General features: G+C 76.4%; 12 protein-coding genes. 4 read left to right on the top strand and 8 right to left on the bottom strand.

Annotated features, from left to right (window positions below):
* Positions 1-117: 117 nt before the first annotated feature.
* Positions 118-675 carry a sugar O-acetyltransferase gene (locus HDA31_RS03215; RefSeq protein WP_178066338.1) on the top strand — a complete coding sequence of 186 codons (558 nt, stop codon included), beginning with the start codon at positions 118-120 and terminating at the stop codon, positions 673-675.
* A 117-nt stretch (positions 676-792) separates the two neighbouring features.
* A complete protein-coding gene (locus tag HDA31_RS03210) occupies positions 793-3,399 on the top strand; it encodes a hypothetical protein (RefSeq protein WP_178066339.1) in 2,607 nt (868 codons plus the stop codon).
* A 219-nt stretch (positions 3,400-3,618) separates the two neighbouring features.
* Here the strand turns inward: HDA31_RS03210 and HDA31_RS03205 are convergent, their stop codons facing one another.
* From HDA31_RS03205 to fdxA, 5 genes are read right to left on the bottom strand one after another with little or no spacing between them, the layout of a single operon-like run.
* On the bottom strand, positions 3,619-4,266 hold the full coding sequence (locus HDA31_RS03205; protein ID WP_178066340.1) for a nucleoside/nucleotide kinase family protein: 648 nt from the start codon (positions 4,264-4,266) through the stop codon (positions 3,619-3,621).
* Positions 4,266-4,913 carry an SIMPL domain-containing protein gene (locus tag HDA31_RS03200; RefSeq protein ID WP_074472639.1) on the bottom strand — a complete coding sequence of 216 codons (648 nt, stop codon included), beginning with the start codon at positions 4,911-4,913 and terminating at the stop codon, positions 4,266-4,268. Before HDA31_RS03200 ends, HDA31_RS03205 begins: the two co-directional genes overlap by 1 nt.
* A gap of 59 nt (positions 4,914-4,972) precedes the next feature.
* Positions 4,973-6,058, bottom strand: coding sequence for a prephenate dehydrogenase (locus HDA31_RS03195; protein ID WP_178066341.1), 1,086 nt, complete (start codon positions 6,056-6,058; stop codon positions 4,973-4,975).
* 8 nt (positions 6,059-6,066) lie between these two features.
* Positions 6,067-7,182: a succinyldiaminopimelate transaminase gene (gene dapC, locus HDA31_RS03190; RefSeq protein WP_278136249.1), complete on the bottom strand. Its 1,116-nt coding sequence runs from the start codon at positions 7,180-7,182 to the stop codon at positions 6,067-6,069.
* Positions 7,179-7,505, bottom strand: coding sequence for a ferredoxin (gene fdxA / locus HDA31_RS03185; RefSeq protein ID WP_007072862.1), 327 nt, complete (start codon positions 7,503-7,505; stop codon positions 7,179-7,181). The genes dapC and fdxA overlap by 4 nt, the downstream gene beginning before the upstream one ends.
* A gap of 79 nt (positions 7,506-7,584) precedes the next feature.
* Here fdxA and HDA31_RS03180 point away from each other — a divergent pair, with 79 nt between their 5' ends.
* Positions 7,585-8,742, top strand: coding sequence for a GNAT family N-acetyltransferase (locus HDA31_RS03180; RefSeq protein ID WP_376701355.1), 1,158 nt, complete (start codon positions 7,585-7,587; stop codon positions 8,740-8,742).
* A 22-nt stretch (positions 8,743-8,764) separates the two neighbouring features.
* Here the strand turns inward: HDA31_RS03180 and HDA31_RS03175 are convergent, their stop codons facing one another.
* From HDA31_RS03175 to mshB, 3 genes are all read right to left on the bottom strand, one after another.
* Positions 8,765-9,229, bottom strand: coding sequence for a hypothetical protein (locus HDA31_RS03175; protein ID WP_178066343.1), 465 nt, complete (start codon positions 9,227-9,229; stop codon positions 8,765-8,767).
* Between the two features lie 81 nt (positions 9,230-9,310).
* Complete coding sequence (locus tag HDA31_RS03170; protein WP_074472864.1) at positions 9,311-9,760, bottom strand: hypothetical protein; 450 nt, start codon at positions 9,758-9,760, stop codon at positions 9,311-9,313.
* A gap of 17 nt (positions 9,761-9,777) precedes the next feature.
* Entirely contained in the window at positions 9,778-10,707 is a 930-nt protein-coding gene (gene mshB / locus HDA31_RS03165; RefSeq protein ID WP_178066344.1) for an N-acetyl-1-D-myo-inositol-2-amino-2-deoxy-alpha-D-glucopyranoside deacetylase, read from the bottom strand.
* An 86-nt stretch (positions 10,708-10,793) separates the two neighbouring features.
* On the opposite strand from mshB, the gene HDA31_RS03160 reads away from it, so the two are divergent.
* Positions 10,794-12,938 (top strand): S9 family peptidase, encoded by a 2,145-nt coding sequence (locus HDA31_RS03160; protein WP_178066345.1) that lies wholly within the window; start codon positions 10,794-10,796, stop codon positions 12,936-12,938.
* Positions 12,939-12,944 lie beyond the last annotated feature (6 nt).

The raw sequence follows: 12,944 nt of genomic DNA, 5'->3' as shown, positions 1-12,944 counted from the left end.
CGTAGTCAATACGGGTCGCATTGACAGGAGTAGAATTGCATACTGAGTATGCAAGGTAAAGACGTAAATGTGACGAACTTCGCACAAGGCGGAGATTCGACCGGGCATCATCGTCCGATGACCTCCATGAAGGACCGCATGCTGGCCGGCGAGCTCTACCGCGCCGAGGGTCCCGAGCTCCTCGCCGACCTGGACCTCGCCGCGCGCCGCAGCGAGGCGTTCAACCGCAGCTCCGCCGCCGACCCCGAGGCCCGGCTGGCCGCGCTGCGCGAGCTGCTCGGCTCGGTCGGCGAGGGCACCTGGGTCCGCCCGCCGTTCCACTGCGACTACGGCTGGAACACCCACCTCGGGCCGCGCGGGTTCGTCAACTTCAACGCCGTCTTCCTCGACGTCGCCCCCATCACCATCGGCGCGGACGTCCAGATCGGACCGAACGTGCAGCTCCTGACGGCCACCCACCCCGTCGACCCGGAGCCACGGCGACAGAAGTGGGAGGCGGCGCAGCCGATCACCCTCGGCGACAACGTCTGGCTCGGCGGTGGGGTGATCGTGCTCGCCGGGGTCACCATCGGCGACAACACCGTGGTCGGCGCCGGGGCCGTGGTGACCCGCGACCTGCCGGCGAACGTCGTCGCCGTGGGCAACCCCGCCCGGGTGGTACGCGCCATCGACTGACCCGCCGCAGATCCGGTCATCACGGCCCCTACCTGCGAAAACATCTCGCCCCAGGGGTGGTCGAAGCAGCCCCGCAGGGTGCACTCTGGGTAGTGGAGCCATCACTAGGAGGTACCGATGGCCGGTCGGGTGCTCGAACTGCGCGTACACGGGGTGTCCAACACTCCCCCGGACCAGGTGCTCGGCCTGGCCCCACAGCCCGGCGACGAGGGCCCCCGCCCCTGGCTCGTCGCCGGCGACGAGGTGACCGGCTTCTACCGCTCCACCGACGTCGGGCCGGACGACGCGGTGGTCGTCGAGGCGTACAGCTGGGGGCAGTTGACCTCCGGCGCGCGGACCGCGCGGGACGTCGAGCGGGCCCTCTGGACGCTGCTGCTGCCCTTCACCCTGGCGAACGTGGCGCTGCACGCCCGGCCCGGCATCCCACCCGACCCGGACGAGGAACGCTGGGGCAGCCGGTCCGGCATCACCGCCTGGCTGGTCCGGCTGTTCTGCCTCAGCCTCACTGGGACGCTGGTCCTCGCCGCCACCGGCATCGGCGTGGACCTCGTCGCCTGGCAGTGCGTCGACGAGGAGTGCCTGCGCCGCGTCCCGGGCGTGTGGGAGTTCCTCGCCCACGGCTGGTGGCGGCAGGGCGCGCACTCCCTCGTCGTCGGCCTCGTGATCCCGCTCGGCCTGCTGGCGCTGCTCGGCCTGCTCGCCTGGCGCACCTACCAGTACGAGGCGGAGATGCCGGCCGCGCCGGCCGCCCGGCCGCCGGCCGATCCCGCCCCGGCCGGCGCGCCGTCTCCCGCCGACGGCCCCCCGCCGGGCGAGGCCGCCAGCGCCAACCCGTTGCAGGACCCCACCTTCTGGTGCGGCGAGGGGCAGCTACGCCGCGCCGGGGTGCTGCACCTCTGCGTCGGCGCGGTGGTCGCGGCCGCCGTGCCGCTCGGCACTGTGCTGGCCATGGACCCGCCCCTGGGCGTACGGGCCGCCGTCGCCTGGCCCACCGTGGCGGTGCTCGGCGCGGTGGTGCTGATCGCCGTGGTGGCCCTCGGCCGGCCCTGGCTCAGCCGCCGCGCCGGAGACACCCCCCTCGGCCCGTGGAGCGCGGCGGTCATCGTGCTGACCTGCGCCGGGGTGGCCGGCACGGTGCTGCTCCTGCTGCTGCCCGACGGCCCGGCCGGCACCCCGCTGGCGCAACTGCGCCCGCCCGCCGGGTGCATCCGCGACCCGGCGCAGGCCGGCTGCCTCGTCGACCGCTCGCTGCCCGGCTACGACTGGATCATCGCCTGGTACGGCACCGGGCAGGTGCTCCTGCTCGCCGCCATCGGCGCGGTCGCCCGGTCCGGCCGGCGGGCGCTGGCCGCGCCGGTCGCCGCCGCGCTGCTCCTGCCGCTCGGCGTCGCCTGGATCGCCGGCTGGCTGCCCGCCGTCCCGCCGGCCCCGCACCGGCTGGACGACTGGATGCTCACCGTCCCCGCGATCGCGCTGGCCGGCGGCGGGCTGCTGCTGCCCCGCACCGGCCCCGCCGCGCCGCCCCGGCCCGGGCAGCCGCACGCCGACCTCGGCTGGGGCGGGCGCGGGCCGGCGGTGATCGCCGGATTCGGCTGGCTGCTCGGCATCGCGTACTGCTCCGGGGTGCTCTACTGGGTCACCGACCGGCTCACCGACGGCGACCCGGCGGGCGGCCGGACCGGGGTGGTCCCGCCGCTGCCGGTGATGTGGGCCGGTCTGGCCTTCGCCGTCGCGGTGCTCGCCCTGGCCGGCGTCGCGCTCCGCGCCGGCCTGCTGTTCCACCGGCTCCGCCGGCAGGAGTACGCCGGGCTGGTGCCCGGCGACAACGCCCTCTCCGCGCACGACCGGCGGCGCTGCCGCGACGTGAGCGGTTACCGGGCGCTGCACCGGCTGGTGGGCGAGCACGCGCTGCGCCTCATCGGCTGGTACGCGGCGGTCGGCGCCGCGCTCGCCACCCTCGGCTCCGCCGCCGCCCTGTCCCACGTCCCGCCCGACGCGGCCGCCGTGAACGGGTGGCCGACCGTGGTCAAGACGGTGGCCGACGCCGGCGACGGCCTGCTCGGCTGGCTGCCGGTGGCCATCGCCGCCGTCGGGCTCATGGTCTACCGCAACGACACCGTGCGCCGCTCGGTCGGCGTGCTCTGGGACATCGGCACCTTCTGGCCCCGGGCCGCGCACCCGCTCGCCCCGCCCAGCTACGCCGAACGGGCCGTGCCGGAACTCCAGACCCGCACCGCCGGCCTGCTCGCGCTCGGCGAGCACGACCCGCGCCGGGTCGACGGGATCATCCTCTCCGGGCACAGCCAGGGCGCGGTGATCTGCGCGGCGGTGCTGCTCCAGCTTCCCGCCCGGTGGCGGCGACGGATCTGGTTCTTCTCCTACGGCTGCCAGCTCACCCGGCTGTACGGGCGGATCTTCCCCGCGTACTTCGGGCCGGACCGGCTGCCGGCGCTGGCCGACGCGCTGCGCGGGCCGTCCGGGCGGCCCGGCTGGACCAACTTCTGGCGGGACACCGACCCGCTGGGCTGGCCGGTGACGGCCGGCGAACGGAACCTGCCCGTCCACGACCCGGACGCGCTGCACCCCACCGGCGGGGAGGTCGCCGACCCGCCGATCCGCAACCACAGCGCCTATCCCGACGCCGCCGAGTTCCGCCGCGAACGGGCCCGGGTGACCTGGCTGCTGCGCCGCGGCGTGCCGACGCCCCGGCAGGGCGTCGGCTGACGTGCCCGGCGCGGCATGCCCGGCGGGCGGGTCGGGCGGCCCCCGCCCGGCGGGGCGTCCCGGTGACCCGCCCGGCGCGGCGTCCGGTGACCCGCCCGGCGCGGCGTCCGGTGACCTGGCCGGCGCGGCGTCCGGTGACCTGGCCGGCGCGACGTCCGGTGACCCGCCCGGCGCGACGTCCGGTGACCCGCCCGGGCCGCGTGGCCGGTGCCGCCCAGGTCAGGCCGGCGGCGGGTCGGCCAGCCGGACCACCAGGTCCGCCCGGTCGGCGGTGCCGGCCACCAGGGCCGCGTTGGTCTCGTCGCTGCCCAGCGCCCAGGCCCGCGCCTGCTCCGGCGACCGCCCGTACGCCTCGTGCCGGGCGGTCAGCCGGCGACGCCGCACCTCGACGTCCAGGTCCAGGAACCACGCCTCGTGCAGCAGCGCCCGCACCTCGTCCCACGGGTAGTCCGGCAGCAGCAGGTAGTTGCCCTCGGTCACCACCAGCCGAACCTCCGGCGGTACCTCGATCGCCCCCGCGACCGGCTCCTCCAGGTCCCGGCGGAACTCCGGGGCCCACACCGACGTCGGCTCCAGCCGATGCAGCCGGCGCAGCAGCGACACGTACCCGACCACGTCGAACGTGTCCACCGCGCCCTTGCGCGCGTCCAGGCCGAGCCGGCGCAGCTCCGCCTGCGCCAGGTGGAACCCGTCCATGGGCACCAGCCGGGCCACCCCGCCCAGCTCGGCGACGACCCGCTCGGCCAGCGTCGACTTGCCCGCCCCGGGCGCGCCCGCGATCCCCAGCAACTGGCGGGGGCCGGCGTCGGCGAGGGCACGGGCCCGCGCGACCAGCTCCTCGACGGCCAGCACGTCGGCGGCCGGCATCAGCCCAGCACCGGCTCGGAGATCGTGAACCGGGCCTCGACCGCCGCGTGCACGGTCTGCGGCTGCGGGTCGAGGTCCAGCTCCGGCGGGCCGCCGGACTCCGCGCCGCCGCCGGCGAACGCGGCACGGGCGAACATCGGCTGCGGGGCCGGACCGGTGTCGGCCAGCTCCAGCAGGGCGGTCACCCGCGCGCCGAGCGCCTCCGCGTACTCCCGGGCGCGGGCCAGCGCGTCGGCGATCGCGGCGTGCCGGGCGTCGCGGTGGGCCGGGCTGTCCGGCCGCAGCGACCACCACGGGCCGGCGATCTCCACCTGGTCCTGGTCGGCCAGCCGCAGCATCAGCTCGCCCAGCGCGGTGAAGTCGGTGACGGTGACGGTGGTGGCGACGCTGCCGTGCCAGGCCACCACCCGCTCGCCGGAGCGACGCGTCTGCGGCCACACCCGCAGGTCACCGGTCTCCCGGCGGTCCACGGCCGGCTCGGCGGCGTCGAGCAGCACCCGCACGGCGGCGGCCCGCTCGGCGAGCCGGCTCAGGACGGCCTCCCGGCTGCGGTCCCGGGCCGTCGCGGTCACCGCGAACCGCGCCAGCTCGGGCGGAACCTCCCGGTACGCCTCGCCGCGCACCGCCACGACCGGTCCGTCCACCATGCCTTCACCCTAAAGGAAGGGCACCTTGTTAACGCATTCTGTAGCGCAGGGGCCCCTTCTTAACCCGGGGCGGCGGGCAGGTGGGCCGTGTAGGTCACCGTGGAGTCCGTGACCACGCAGCCGGTCAGGTAGCCGCCGGCCGCACCGAGCGACAGCAGGTAGGCCAGCTCGCCGTCGGCCGCCGCGCCGCGCGCCTCGTCGGCGGGCTCCGCGTCGTGCGGAAGGTCATGTGGAAGTGCGGGTGGAAGGTCGTGCGGGAGTGCGCGCGGGAAGACGCGGGGGGCGGCGGCGGGCAGCTCCCGGTCGAGCAGCGCCAGCCGGAGCCCGCGCGCCCGCTGCTGGAGACCGGCCAGGGCCGCCGCGTCGCCGCCACGCAGCGCGGCTGCGTACCGGTCGAGGAGACCGGCGACCCGGTCGAGCTGGGCGAGGACCTGGTCGCGGTTGTTCAGCAGCATGTCCACCGTGCGGGCGGCCGGCGTGCCGACGACGCGGGTGCCGTCGCGGAAGCTGCCGGCGGCCAGGCCCAGCGCGGCGTCGCGCAGGTCGGCCTCCGCCACCGTGGCGGCCAGGACGCCGGCCAGCAGGTGCGGCAGGTGCGAGGCGAGGGCCGCGGCCGCGTCGTGGGCGTCCGGATCCAGCGGTACGACCCGCGCGCCGAACACCCCCACGAGCAGGGCGGCCAGCGTCCGGAACCGGTCGAGGCCCGCCGCCGCGGGGCAGAGCACCCAGGCCGCCCCGTCGAAGAGGGCGGGGCTGGCGGCGGTCAGCCCGGCGCGCTCCGTCCCGGCCATCGGATGTCCCGGCACGAAGCGGCCGGTCAGCCCGTGCGCCGCCGCGTACGCGGCGATCCCGCCCTTGGTGCTGCCGACGTCGGTGAGCACGCAGTCGGGGCCGGTCAGCCCGCTGACGGCGCGCAGGGTCTCCGGCAGGCTGGACAGCGGACCGCAGAGGAACACCACGTCCCGGTCGCGGACGGCGTCGGCCAGCGCGTCGGGGAAGTCGACGCCCCGCGCGCGGCCCTCCGCCCGGGTGGCGGCGTCCGGATCCCAGCCGGCGACGTCGACGCCCCGCTCCCGCAGCCGGAGCAGGATCGAGCCGCCGATGAGCCCGGTGCCCACCACCGCGGCCCGGAGACTGTCCACCATCTGCGCCGTCAGGGCTGGGCGAGGCGGGCGGCGACCGCCGCGACGTGCTCGTCGGACTCGGTCAGCGCCGCCCGGACGTGCCGCGCGCCGCCCGGCCCGTAGAAGACGCCGGCGGCGACCAGGATGCCCCGGCGGGCCAGCCAGTCGACGGTCGCCCAGCAGTCCTCGCCCCGGGTCAGCCACAGGTAGAGCCCGGCCTCGGAGTGCTCGACGGTGAACCCGGCCCCGGTGAACGCGGCCAGCAGCCGCTCCCGCCGCGCCCGGTAGCGCTCCCGCTGGGCGTCGGCGTGCTCCTGGTCGCCGAGCGCGGCGATCATCGCCGCCTGCACGGGGGCCGGCACGATCATGCCGGCGTGCTTGCGCACCTTCAGCAGCTCCGCCACGAGGGCGGGGTCCCCGGCGACGAAGCCCGCGCGGTAGCCGGCCAGGTTGGACCGCTTGGACAGCGAGTGCACGGCCAGCAGCCCGTCGTACGACCCGCCGCTCACCTCGGGCGCGAGCACCGAGACCGGCTCGGCGGCGGCCGACCAGCCCAGCGGCAGGTAGCACTCGTCGCTGGCCACGACGGCCCCCCGCTCCCGCGCCCAGTCGACCACCTTGCGCAGGTGGTTGGCGGGCAGCACCCGGCCGGTCGGGTTGCCGGGCGAGTTGACCCAGACCAGGCGGACCCGGGGGTCGGGGCCGAGCGCCGTCAGCGAGTCGGTGCGCACGGTGGTGGCCCCGGCGATCCGCGCCCCGTCCTCGTACGTCGGGTAGCAGATCGACGGCACCACGACGACGTCACCGGGCCCGAGGCCCAGCAGGGTGGGCAGCCACGCCACCAGCTCCTTGGAGCCGATGGTGGGCAGCACGCCGAGGCCGTCGACGCGCGCGCCGCAGGACCGGGCCACCCACGTCGCGACGGCGTCCCGCAGAGCGGGGGTGCCGGCGGTCAGCGGGTATCCGGGCGCGTCGGACGCGTCGGCCAGGGCCTGCCGGATCACCGGGGGCACCGGGTCGACCGGGGTGCCCATCGACAGGTTGATCGGGCCGTCCGGGTGCGCCGCGGCCAGGGCGGCCGCGGCGTCCAGGGTGTCCCAGGTGAACTCGGGCAGCCGCGACGAGACCGGCGCGGGCCGGTTCAGTGGCCCTCTCCGCGCGGCGGCTGGCCCGCGACGAACGTCGCGTCCTTCTCCACCTTGCCGATCTTCGAGGCGCCACCGGGCGAGCCCAGGTCCTCGAAGAACTCGTAGTTCGCCCCGGTGTAGTCCTTCCACTGCTCCGGGACGTCGTCCTCGTAGAAGATCGCCTCGACCGGGCAGACCGGCTCACAGGCACCGCAGTCGACGCACTCGTCGGGGTGGATGTAGAGCATCCGGTTGCCCTCGTAGATGCAGTCGACCGGGCATTCCTCGATGCATGCCTTGTCGAGCACATCCACGCAGGGCTCGGCGATGATGTAGGTCACCGGTCTTCTCCTCCGCAAGACACGCCGCGATCACCCGCGACGGTTAGAGCCTAGTATCTCGCCGGGGAGGGGGTCGATCGTGCTCCGACAGCAGGATGTGGGACACCGGATCGTGGTCCGCCGAATTGTGGGGATTCGCGAAGGCCGGCCGCTTTTTTCCGATGCCCTCGGCGAGCTGGTCGAGCTGACCGAGACCCACGTCACCCTGACCACCGATCAGGGCCGGCTGCGGGTGCCGGTGGCCGAGGTGCACCGGGCCAAGCGGGTGCCGCCGGCGCGCCGGCCGACCGCTGCCGCCGTCGTGGCGCTGGAGCTGGCCTCCGACGAGGCGTGGCCGGCGCCCACCCGGGGCCGGCTCGGCGACTGGCTGCTGCGCAGCGCGCAGGGCTGGACGGGCCGGGCGAACTCGGCGCTGCCGGTCGGCGACCCGGACCGGCCGCTGCCGGCCGCGCTGGACGCCGTCGAACGCTGGTACGCCGACCTCGGGCAGCCCGCCATGGTCAACACGCCGCTGCCGCTCGCCGCCCCGGTCGGGGCCGAGCTGGACGCGCGGGGCTGGACCTCCCGGCCGCTGACGCTGGTGCAGACCGCACCCCTCGCCCCGCTGCGCGCCGGCCGCGCCGCGCCGCCACAGGGCCAAGCCGCCCCGGGCAACGCAGGACCGGAGCACGCAGGAGCGGACGACGAACCGGCGGACCACGCCTCGCCGGGCCGGGTCGACCCGCCGCCCGCCGGGGCCGACCCACCGCCGGGCCGGGTCGGCGCGCCGCTGGGCCGGCACGGCGAGGTCGAGCCGGGGGCCGGCACCCCGCCCGCCGTACCGGGGCCCGCCGGCCTGCCGCCGGTCGAACTGGCCGCCGCGCCGTCCGACGACTGGCTCGCGGTCGCCGCCGGGCGCAAGGGCGGCTTCCCGGACGCCGCCCACCACGTGCTCACCGCCGTGGACCAGGTCCGCTTCGCCCACGTGTACGCCGACGGCGCGCTGCTCGCCGTCGGCCGCGGCACGGTCACCGGCGACGGGCGCTGGCTCGGGCTGAGCCTGATCGAGGCGCTGCCGCACGCCCGCCGCCTCGGCCTCGCCACCCACGTCATCCGCGCCCTGGCCGACTGGGGGGCCGCCCTGGGCGCCTCCGGCGCGTTCCTCCAGGTGGAGCAGCGCAACACCCCGGCGGTGAACCTCTACCGTGGCCTGGGCTTCACCACGCACCACACCTACCTCACCCGCGTCGCCCCCTGACCCGCGACGGCGGGGGTGACGGTCAGCGGCGCACGGGCCGGCGCGGCTTGGCGGTCTTGATCTCGGCGTAGCGCTTGAGCATCCGCGAGCGGTGGTCGCGGCCGAGCGCGGTGACGGTCAGGTAGCCGACGAGGACACCGGCGGCGGTCGCCGCGAGATAGAGCCAGATCTGGGCGAAGAAGGTGCCCGCGCCACCGCCGAACGGGTTCTGCCCGACCAGCAGCGGCCCGACCAGGACGGTCAGCAGCAGTGCCGCCCCGACTGCGGCTGCCACGTCGGCGGCCCAGCGGCCCAACGGGCGGTCCTGCCCCCAGCGGAACGCCAGCACGGCGAGGATCAGCCCGATCACCAGGAACATCGCCAACGAGACCCGGTCGGCGGCGGTGTCGTCGCCGTCGAAGCCGAGCCTGATGACCACCCGGGCGACCACGTTGACCGCGAACAGCGCCACCGCGAGCACCCCGACCGCCCGCCACCGATCCCCCATCGCACGCCTCCCGCCGCACCGCCCGCCCCGACGGCGGGCCTCCTGGCAGGAATATCTACCACCGCAACCTGTGCGTCGTCATCACCCGTCGCGACGGGCCGGTGGCGGGGCGAGCACCTGCCGGAACCCCATCACCGCGAACGTCATCGCGCCCGCCACGATCATCGCCAGCCCGACCCAGTTGTCCCCGGCCAGCAGCAGGTCGCCCTCGCTGGTGCGGATCGCCGCCGCGCCCATCAGCACGAACCACGGCGTCGCGGGCAGCACCACCGCCCAGCGGCGGCCCACCGCCGCGTGGGCGAACCAGCTCAGCGCGACGTTGGCGAGGACCGCCACCGGCACCGACACGCCGACCAGCGTCCCGGAGACCCGGACGGTCGACAGGATCAGCTCCAGCAGGCCCGTCGCCACCGCGCCCACCACGGCCACCACGCCACCGGCGACCCGCAGGGCGAGGTCGAGCAGCCGCCACGGCCAGCCCGGCCGCCCCGGCGGGGACGGGGCGGGGGCCTGCGGCGGGACGACCGACATCGGCGCGGCGGGCAGGGTCACCGGACGCCGGCCGCCGCGACCGGGGCCCGCCCCGAGCCGTCCCCGTCGAGGCCGAGCCCGGCGAACAGGTCGTCCTCCCAGCCGTACGGGCCGCTGCCCGGCCCCTTCTCCCCCACCGCCAGCGTGAAGTACTCCACGCCCATGAACTCGGCCCCGAAGTTGCCGGCGATCGAGTAGAGCCAGGAGTTGGCCGGGATCTGGGTGGCGTGCGCCCGCATCGCCGCCTCCTTCGCGGCGTGCTGGTCGGTGGCGTCGATCCGGGCGGCGATCTGCTCGTCCGGGGTGCCGAAGGGCAGGTCGTCGATGCTGCCGATGCCCTCGAACGGGTTGTCCGCCGCCTCGGTGAAGTGGCTCAGGCCGGCCTCCAGCACGCTGCGCGGCATGGCCGTCCAGTAGACCTTCGCCGGGGCGGTCCCCTCCGCGGCGGCCAGCTCGTGCGCCCGCATCGCCACCCGGTGCGCCTGGATGTGGTCGGGGTGGCCGTAGAAGCCGTTCGGGTCGTACGTGATCATGACCTGCGGGCGTACCTCCCGCATGACCTCCACGACGAACCCGGCGGCCGTGTCGAGGTCGGCCTGCCAGAACGCCCGGGGGTGGTCGTTGGTGGCCAGGCCCATCATCCCGGAGTCGCGGTAGCGGCCCGCGCCGCCGAGGAACCGGTGGTCGGTGACGCCGAGCGCGGCGCAGGCGGCGGCCAGCTCCCCGATGCGGAACCCGCCGAGCTGGTCGGCCTCGGCGGCGGCGAGCTGCGCCAGCTCCGGCACGTGGATCTCGCCCTCCTCGCCGAGCGTGCAGGTCACCAGCGTGACGTGGGCGCCGGCGGCGGCGTAGTGGGCCATCGTCGAGCCGGTGCCGATGGACTCGTCGTCGGGGTGCGCGTGGACCAGCAGGAGGCGGCGGTCGGGCAGCGTCGTCACGACGGTCACTCTAACCGGCGGTTCACCCGCGCCGGCCCCGACGCGTCCCGCCAGGTCCGCCACATCACCCCCGGGGCGGCTCTACGATCCGACGTGTGGACTTTCCGGAGCTGGCCGCCCGCACCCGCCGGTTCGGCCACGGGGCGCCGCGCGCCGTCACCGTGGCCGGCGACGGGTCCCGGGTGATGTTCCTGCGCTCGGCCGGTCCCGAGGATCCCGCCGACGCGCTCTGGCTGCTCGACCCGGCCACCGGCGAGGAGCGGCTGGTCGCCGACCCGGTGGCCCTGCTCGGCGCGGGCGGCGACCCGGCCGCTCTCACCCCCGGCGAGCGGGCGCTGCGCGAGCGGCGGCGGCTCAGCGCCGCCGGCATCGGCTCGTACGCGCTGGACGCGGCCGGCCGGATCGCGGTGTTCGCGCTGGCCGGGCGGCTGTTCCGGGCCGACCTGGTGCACGGCGACGTGGTCGAGGTGGCCACCGTCGGCCCGGTGCTCGACCCGCGCCCCGACCCCACCGGCGAGCGGCTGGCGTACGTCACCGACGCCGCCGACGGGGTCCGCCGGGGTGAGCTGCGGGTGGTGGCCCCCGACGGCACCGACAGCCTGCTGGCCGGCGAGGACGGCGGGGTCACCTGGGGGCTGCCCGAGCACGTCGCCGCCGAGGAGTTCCAGCGGTTCCGGGGCTACTGGTGGGCGCCCGACGGGCGCGGCGTGCTGGCCGCCCGCGTCGACGAGTCCCGCCTGCCCCGCTGGCACCTGCACGACCCGGCCGACCCGGCCAGCCCGCCGACCACGGTGGCGTACCCGCGGGCGGGCGGGCCGAATGCGGAGGTCAGCCTGCACCTGCTCGACCTCGACGACGGCTGGGTCGACGTGCACTGGGACCGGGAGACCTACCCGTACCTCGCCTCCGTCGACTGGGCCGACGGCAACCCGCTGCTCACCGTGCTGCGCCGGTCGCAGCAGCACGGCCTGGTGCTCGCGGTCGACCCGCGCACCGGCGAGACCCAGGTGCACGCCGAGCTGGCCGACCCGCGCTGGGTGGAGCCGATCCCCGGCACCCCGGCCCACCTGCCCGACGGGCGGGTGCTGGTCGGCGGCGAGCTGGCCCACGACGGGTACGACGCCCGCTGCCTGTTCGCCGACGGCACCCTGCTCACCCCGCCGTCGCTGTACGTGCGCCGGGTGGTGGGCCGGCTGCCCGGCGGCAACGGCCCGGCCGACCTGCTGGTGGAGGCGAGCGAGGGCGAGCCCAGCCAGCGGCACCTCTACCGGGTGCGGACGCTGATCGGCGGCGGCGTGGACGCCCGCCGGATGAGCGGCACCCCAGGGTGGCACGCGGCCGCCGTGGGCGGGGACACGCTGGTGGTCGGCACCGCGTCGCTGGACCAGCCGGGCACCACCTGGGCGGTGTGGCGCGGCGACCGGGAGGTCGCCCAGCTCCGCTCGCTGGCCGCCGCCCCGCCGTACGCGCCCCGGCCGACGATGGTGCGGGTGACCGACCGGCGGCTGCCCAGCGCGGTGGTCTACCCCACCCAGCACGTCAAGGGCACCCGGCTGCCGGTGCTGCTGGACGTCTACGGCGGGCCGGGGCACCAGGAGGTGGTGGCCGCGCGGGCGGCCTGGCTGGAGCGGCAGTGGTGGGCCGACTCGGGCTTCGCGGTGGTGACGGTCGACAACCGGGGCACCCCGGGGGTGGCCCCGTCGTTCGAGAAGGCGGTGCACCGCCGGCTGGCCGACGTGGTGCTGACCGACCAGATCGACGCGCTGACCGCGCTCGCCGACAAGCATCCCGACCTGGACCTGGGGCGGGTCGGCATCCGGGGCTGGTCGTTCGGGGGCTGGCTGGCCGGGCTGGCGGTGCTGCGCCACCCGGAGCTGTTCCGCTGCGGCATCGCCGGCGCCCCGGTCAGCGACTGGACGCTGTACGACACGGCGTACACCGAGCGCTACCTGGGCCTGCCGGAGGACGGCATGGACGTGTACGCGCACCACTCGCTGCTGGAGCTGGCGGCCGAACCGCCGGTGCCGGGTGAGCCGGCCCGGCCGCTGCTGCTGGTGCACGGCCTGGTCGACGACAACGTGGTGGCCGCGCACACGCTGCGGCTGTCGGCGGCGCTGCTGGCGGCGGGCCGCCCGCACTCGGTGCTGCCGCTGACCGGGGCCACCCACATGGCGGCGGGCGGCCTGTCGGAACGCCTGCTCCGCCTGGAGCTCGACTTCCTCCGCACCCACCTGGGGTGAGGAGGG

Origin of the sequence: Micromonospora carbonacea, from assembly GCF_014205165.1 — a bacterium.
Classification (GTDB): Bacteria; Actinomycetota; Actinomycetes; order Mycobacteriales; family Micromonosporaceae; genus Micromonospora; species Micromonospora carbonacea.
Note: the sequence above shows the minus strand (reverse complement) of the source record. Positions and strands in the feature narration are given on the sequence as shown.

Bases quoted from the DNA above. Each gene is read 5' to 3' on its own strand.
- HDA31_RS03170 (WP_074472864.1), bottom strand. From the start codon at position 9,760: ATGTCGGTCGTCCCGCCGCAGGCCCCCGCCCCGTCCCCGCCGGGGCGG.
- HDA31_RS03205 (WP_178066340.1), bottom strand. From the start codon at position 4,266: ATGCCGGCCGCCGACGTGCTGGCCGTCGAGGAGCTGGTCGCGCGGGCC.
- HDA31_RS03215 (WP_178066338.1), top strand. From the start codon at position 118: ATGACCTCCATGAAGGACCGCATGCTGGCCGGCGAGCTCTACCGCGCC.
- HDA31_RS03200 (WP_074472639.1), bottom strand. From the start codon at position 4,913: ATGGTGGACGGACCGGTCGTGGCGGTGCGCGGCGAGGCGTACCGGGAG.
- HDA31_RS03175 (WP_178066343.1), bottom strand. From the start codon at position 9,229: ATGGGGGATCGGTGGCGGGCGGTCGGGGTGCTCGCGGTGGCGCTGTTC.
- HDA31_RS03195 (WP_178066341.1), bottom strand. From the start codon at position 6,058: ATGGTGGACAGTCTCCGGGCCGCGGTGGTGGGCACCGGGCTCATCGGC.
- HDA31_RS03210 (WP_178066339.1), top strand. From the start codon at position 793: ATGGCCGGTCGGGTGCTCGAACTGCGCGTACACGGGGTGTCCAACACT.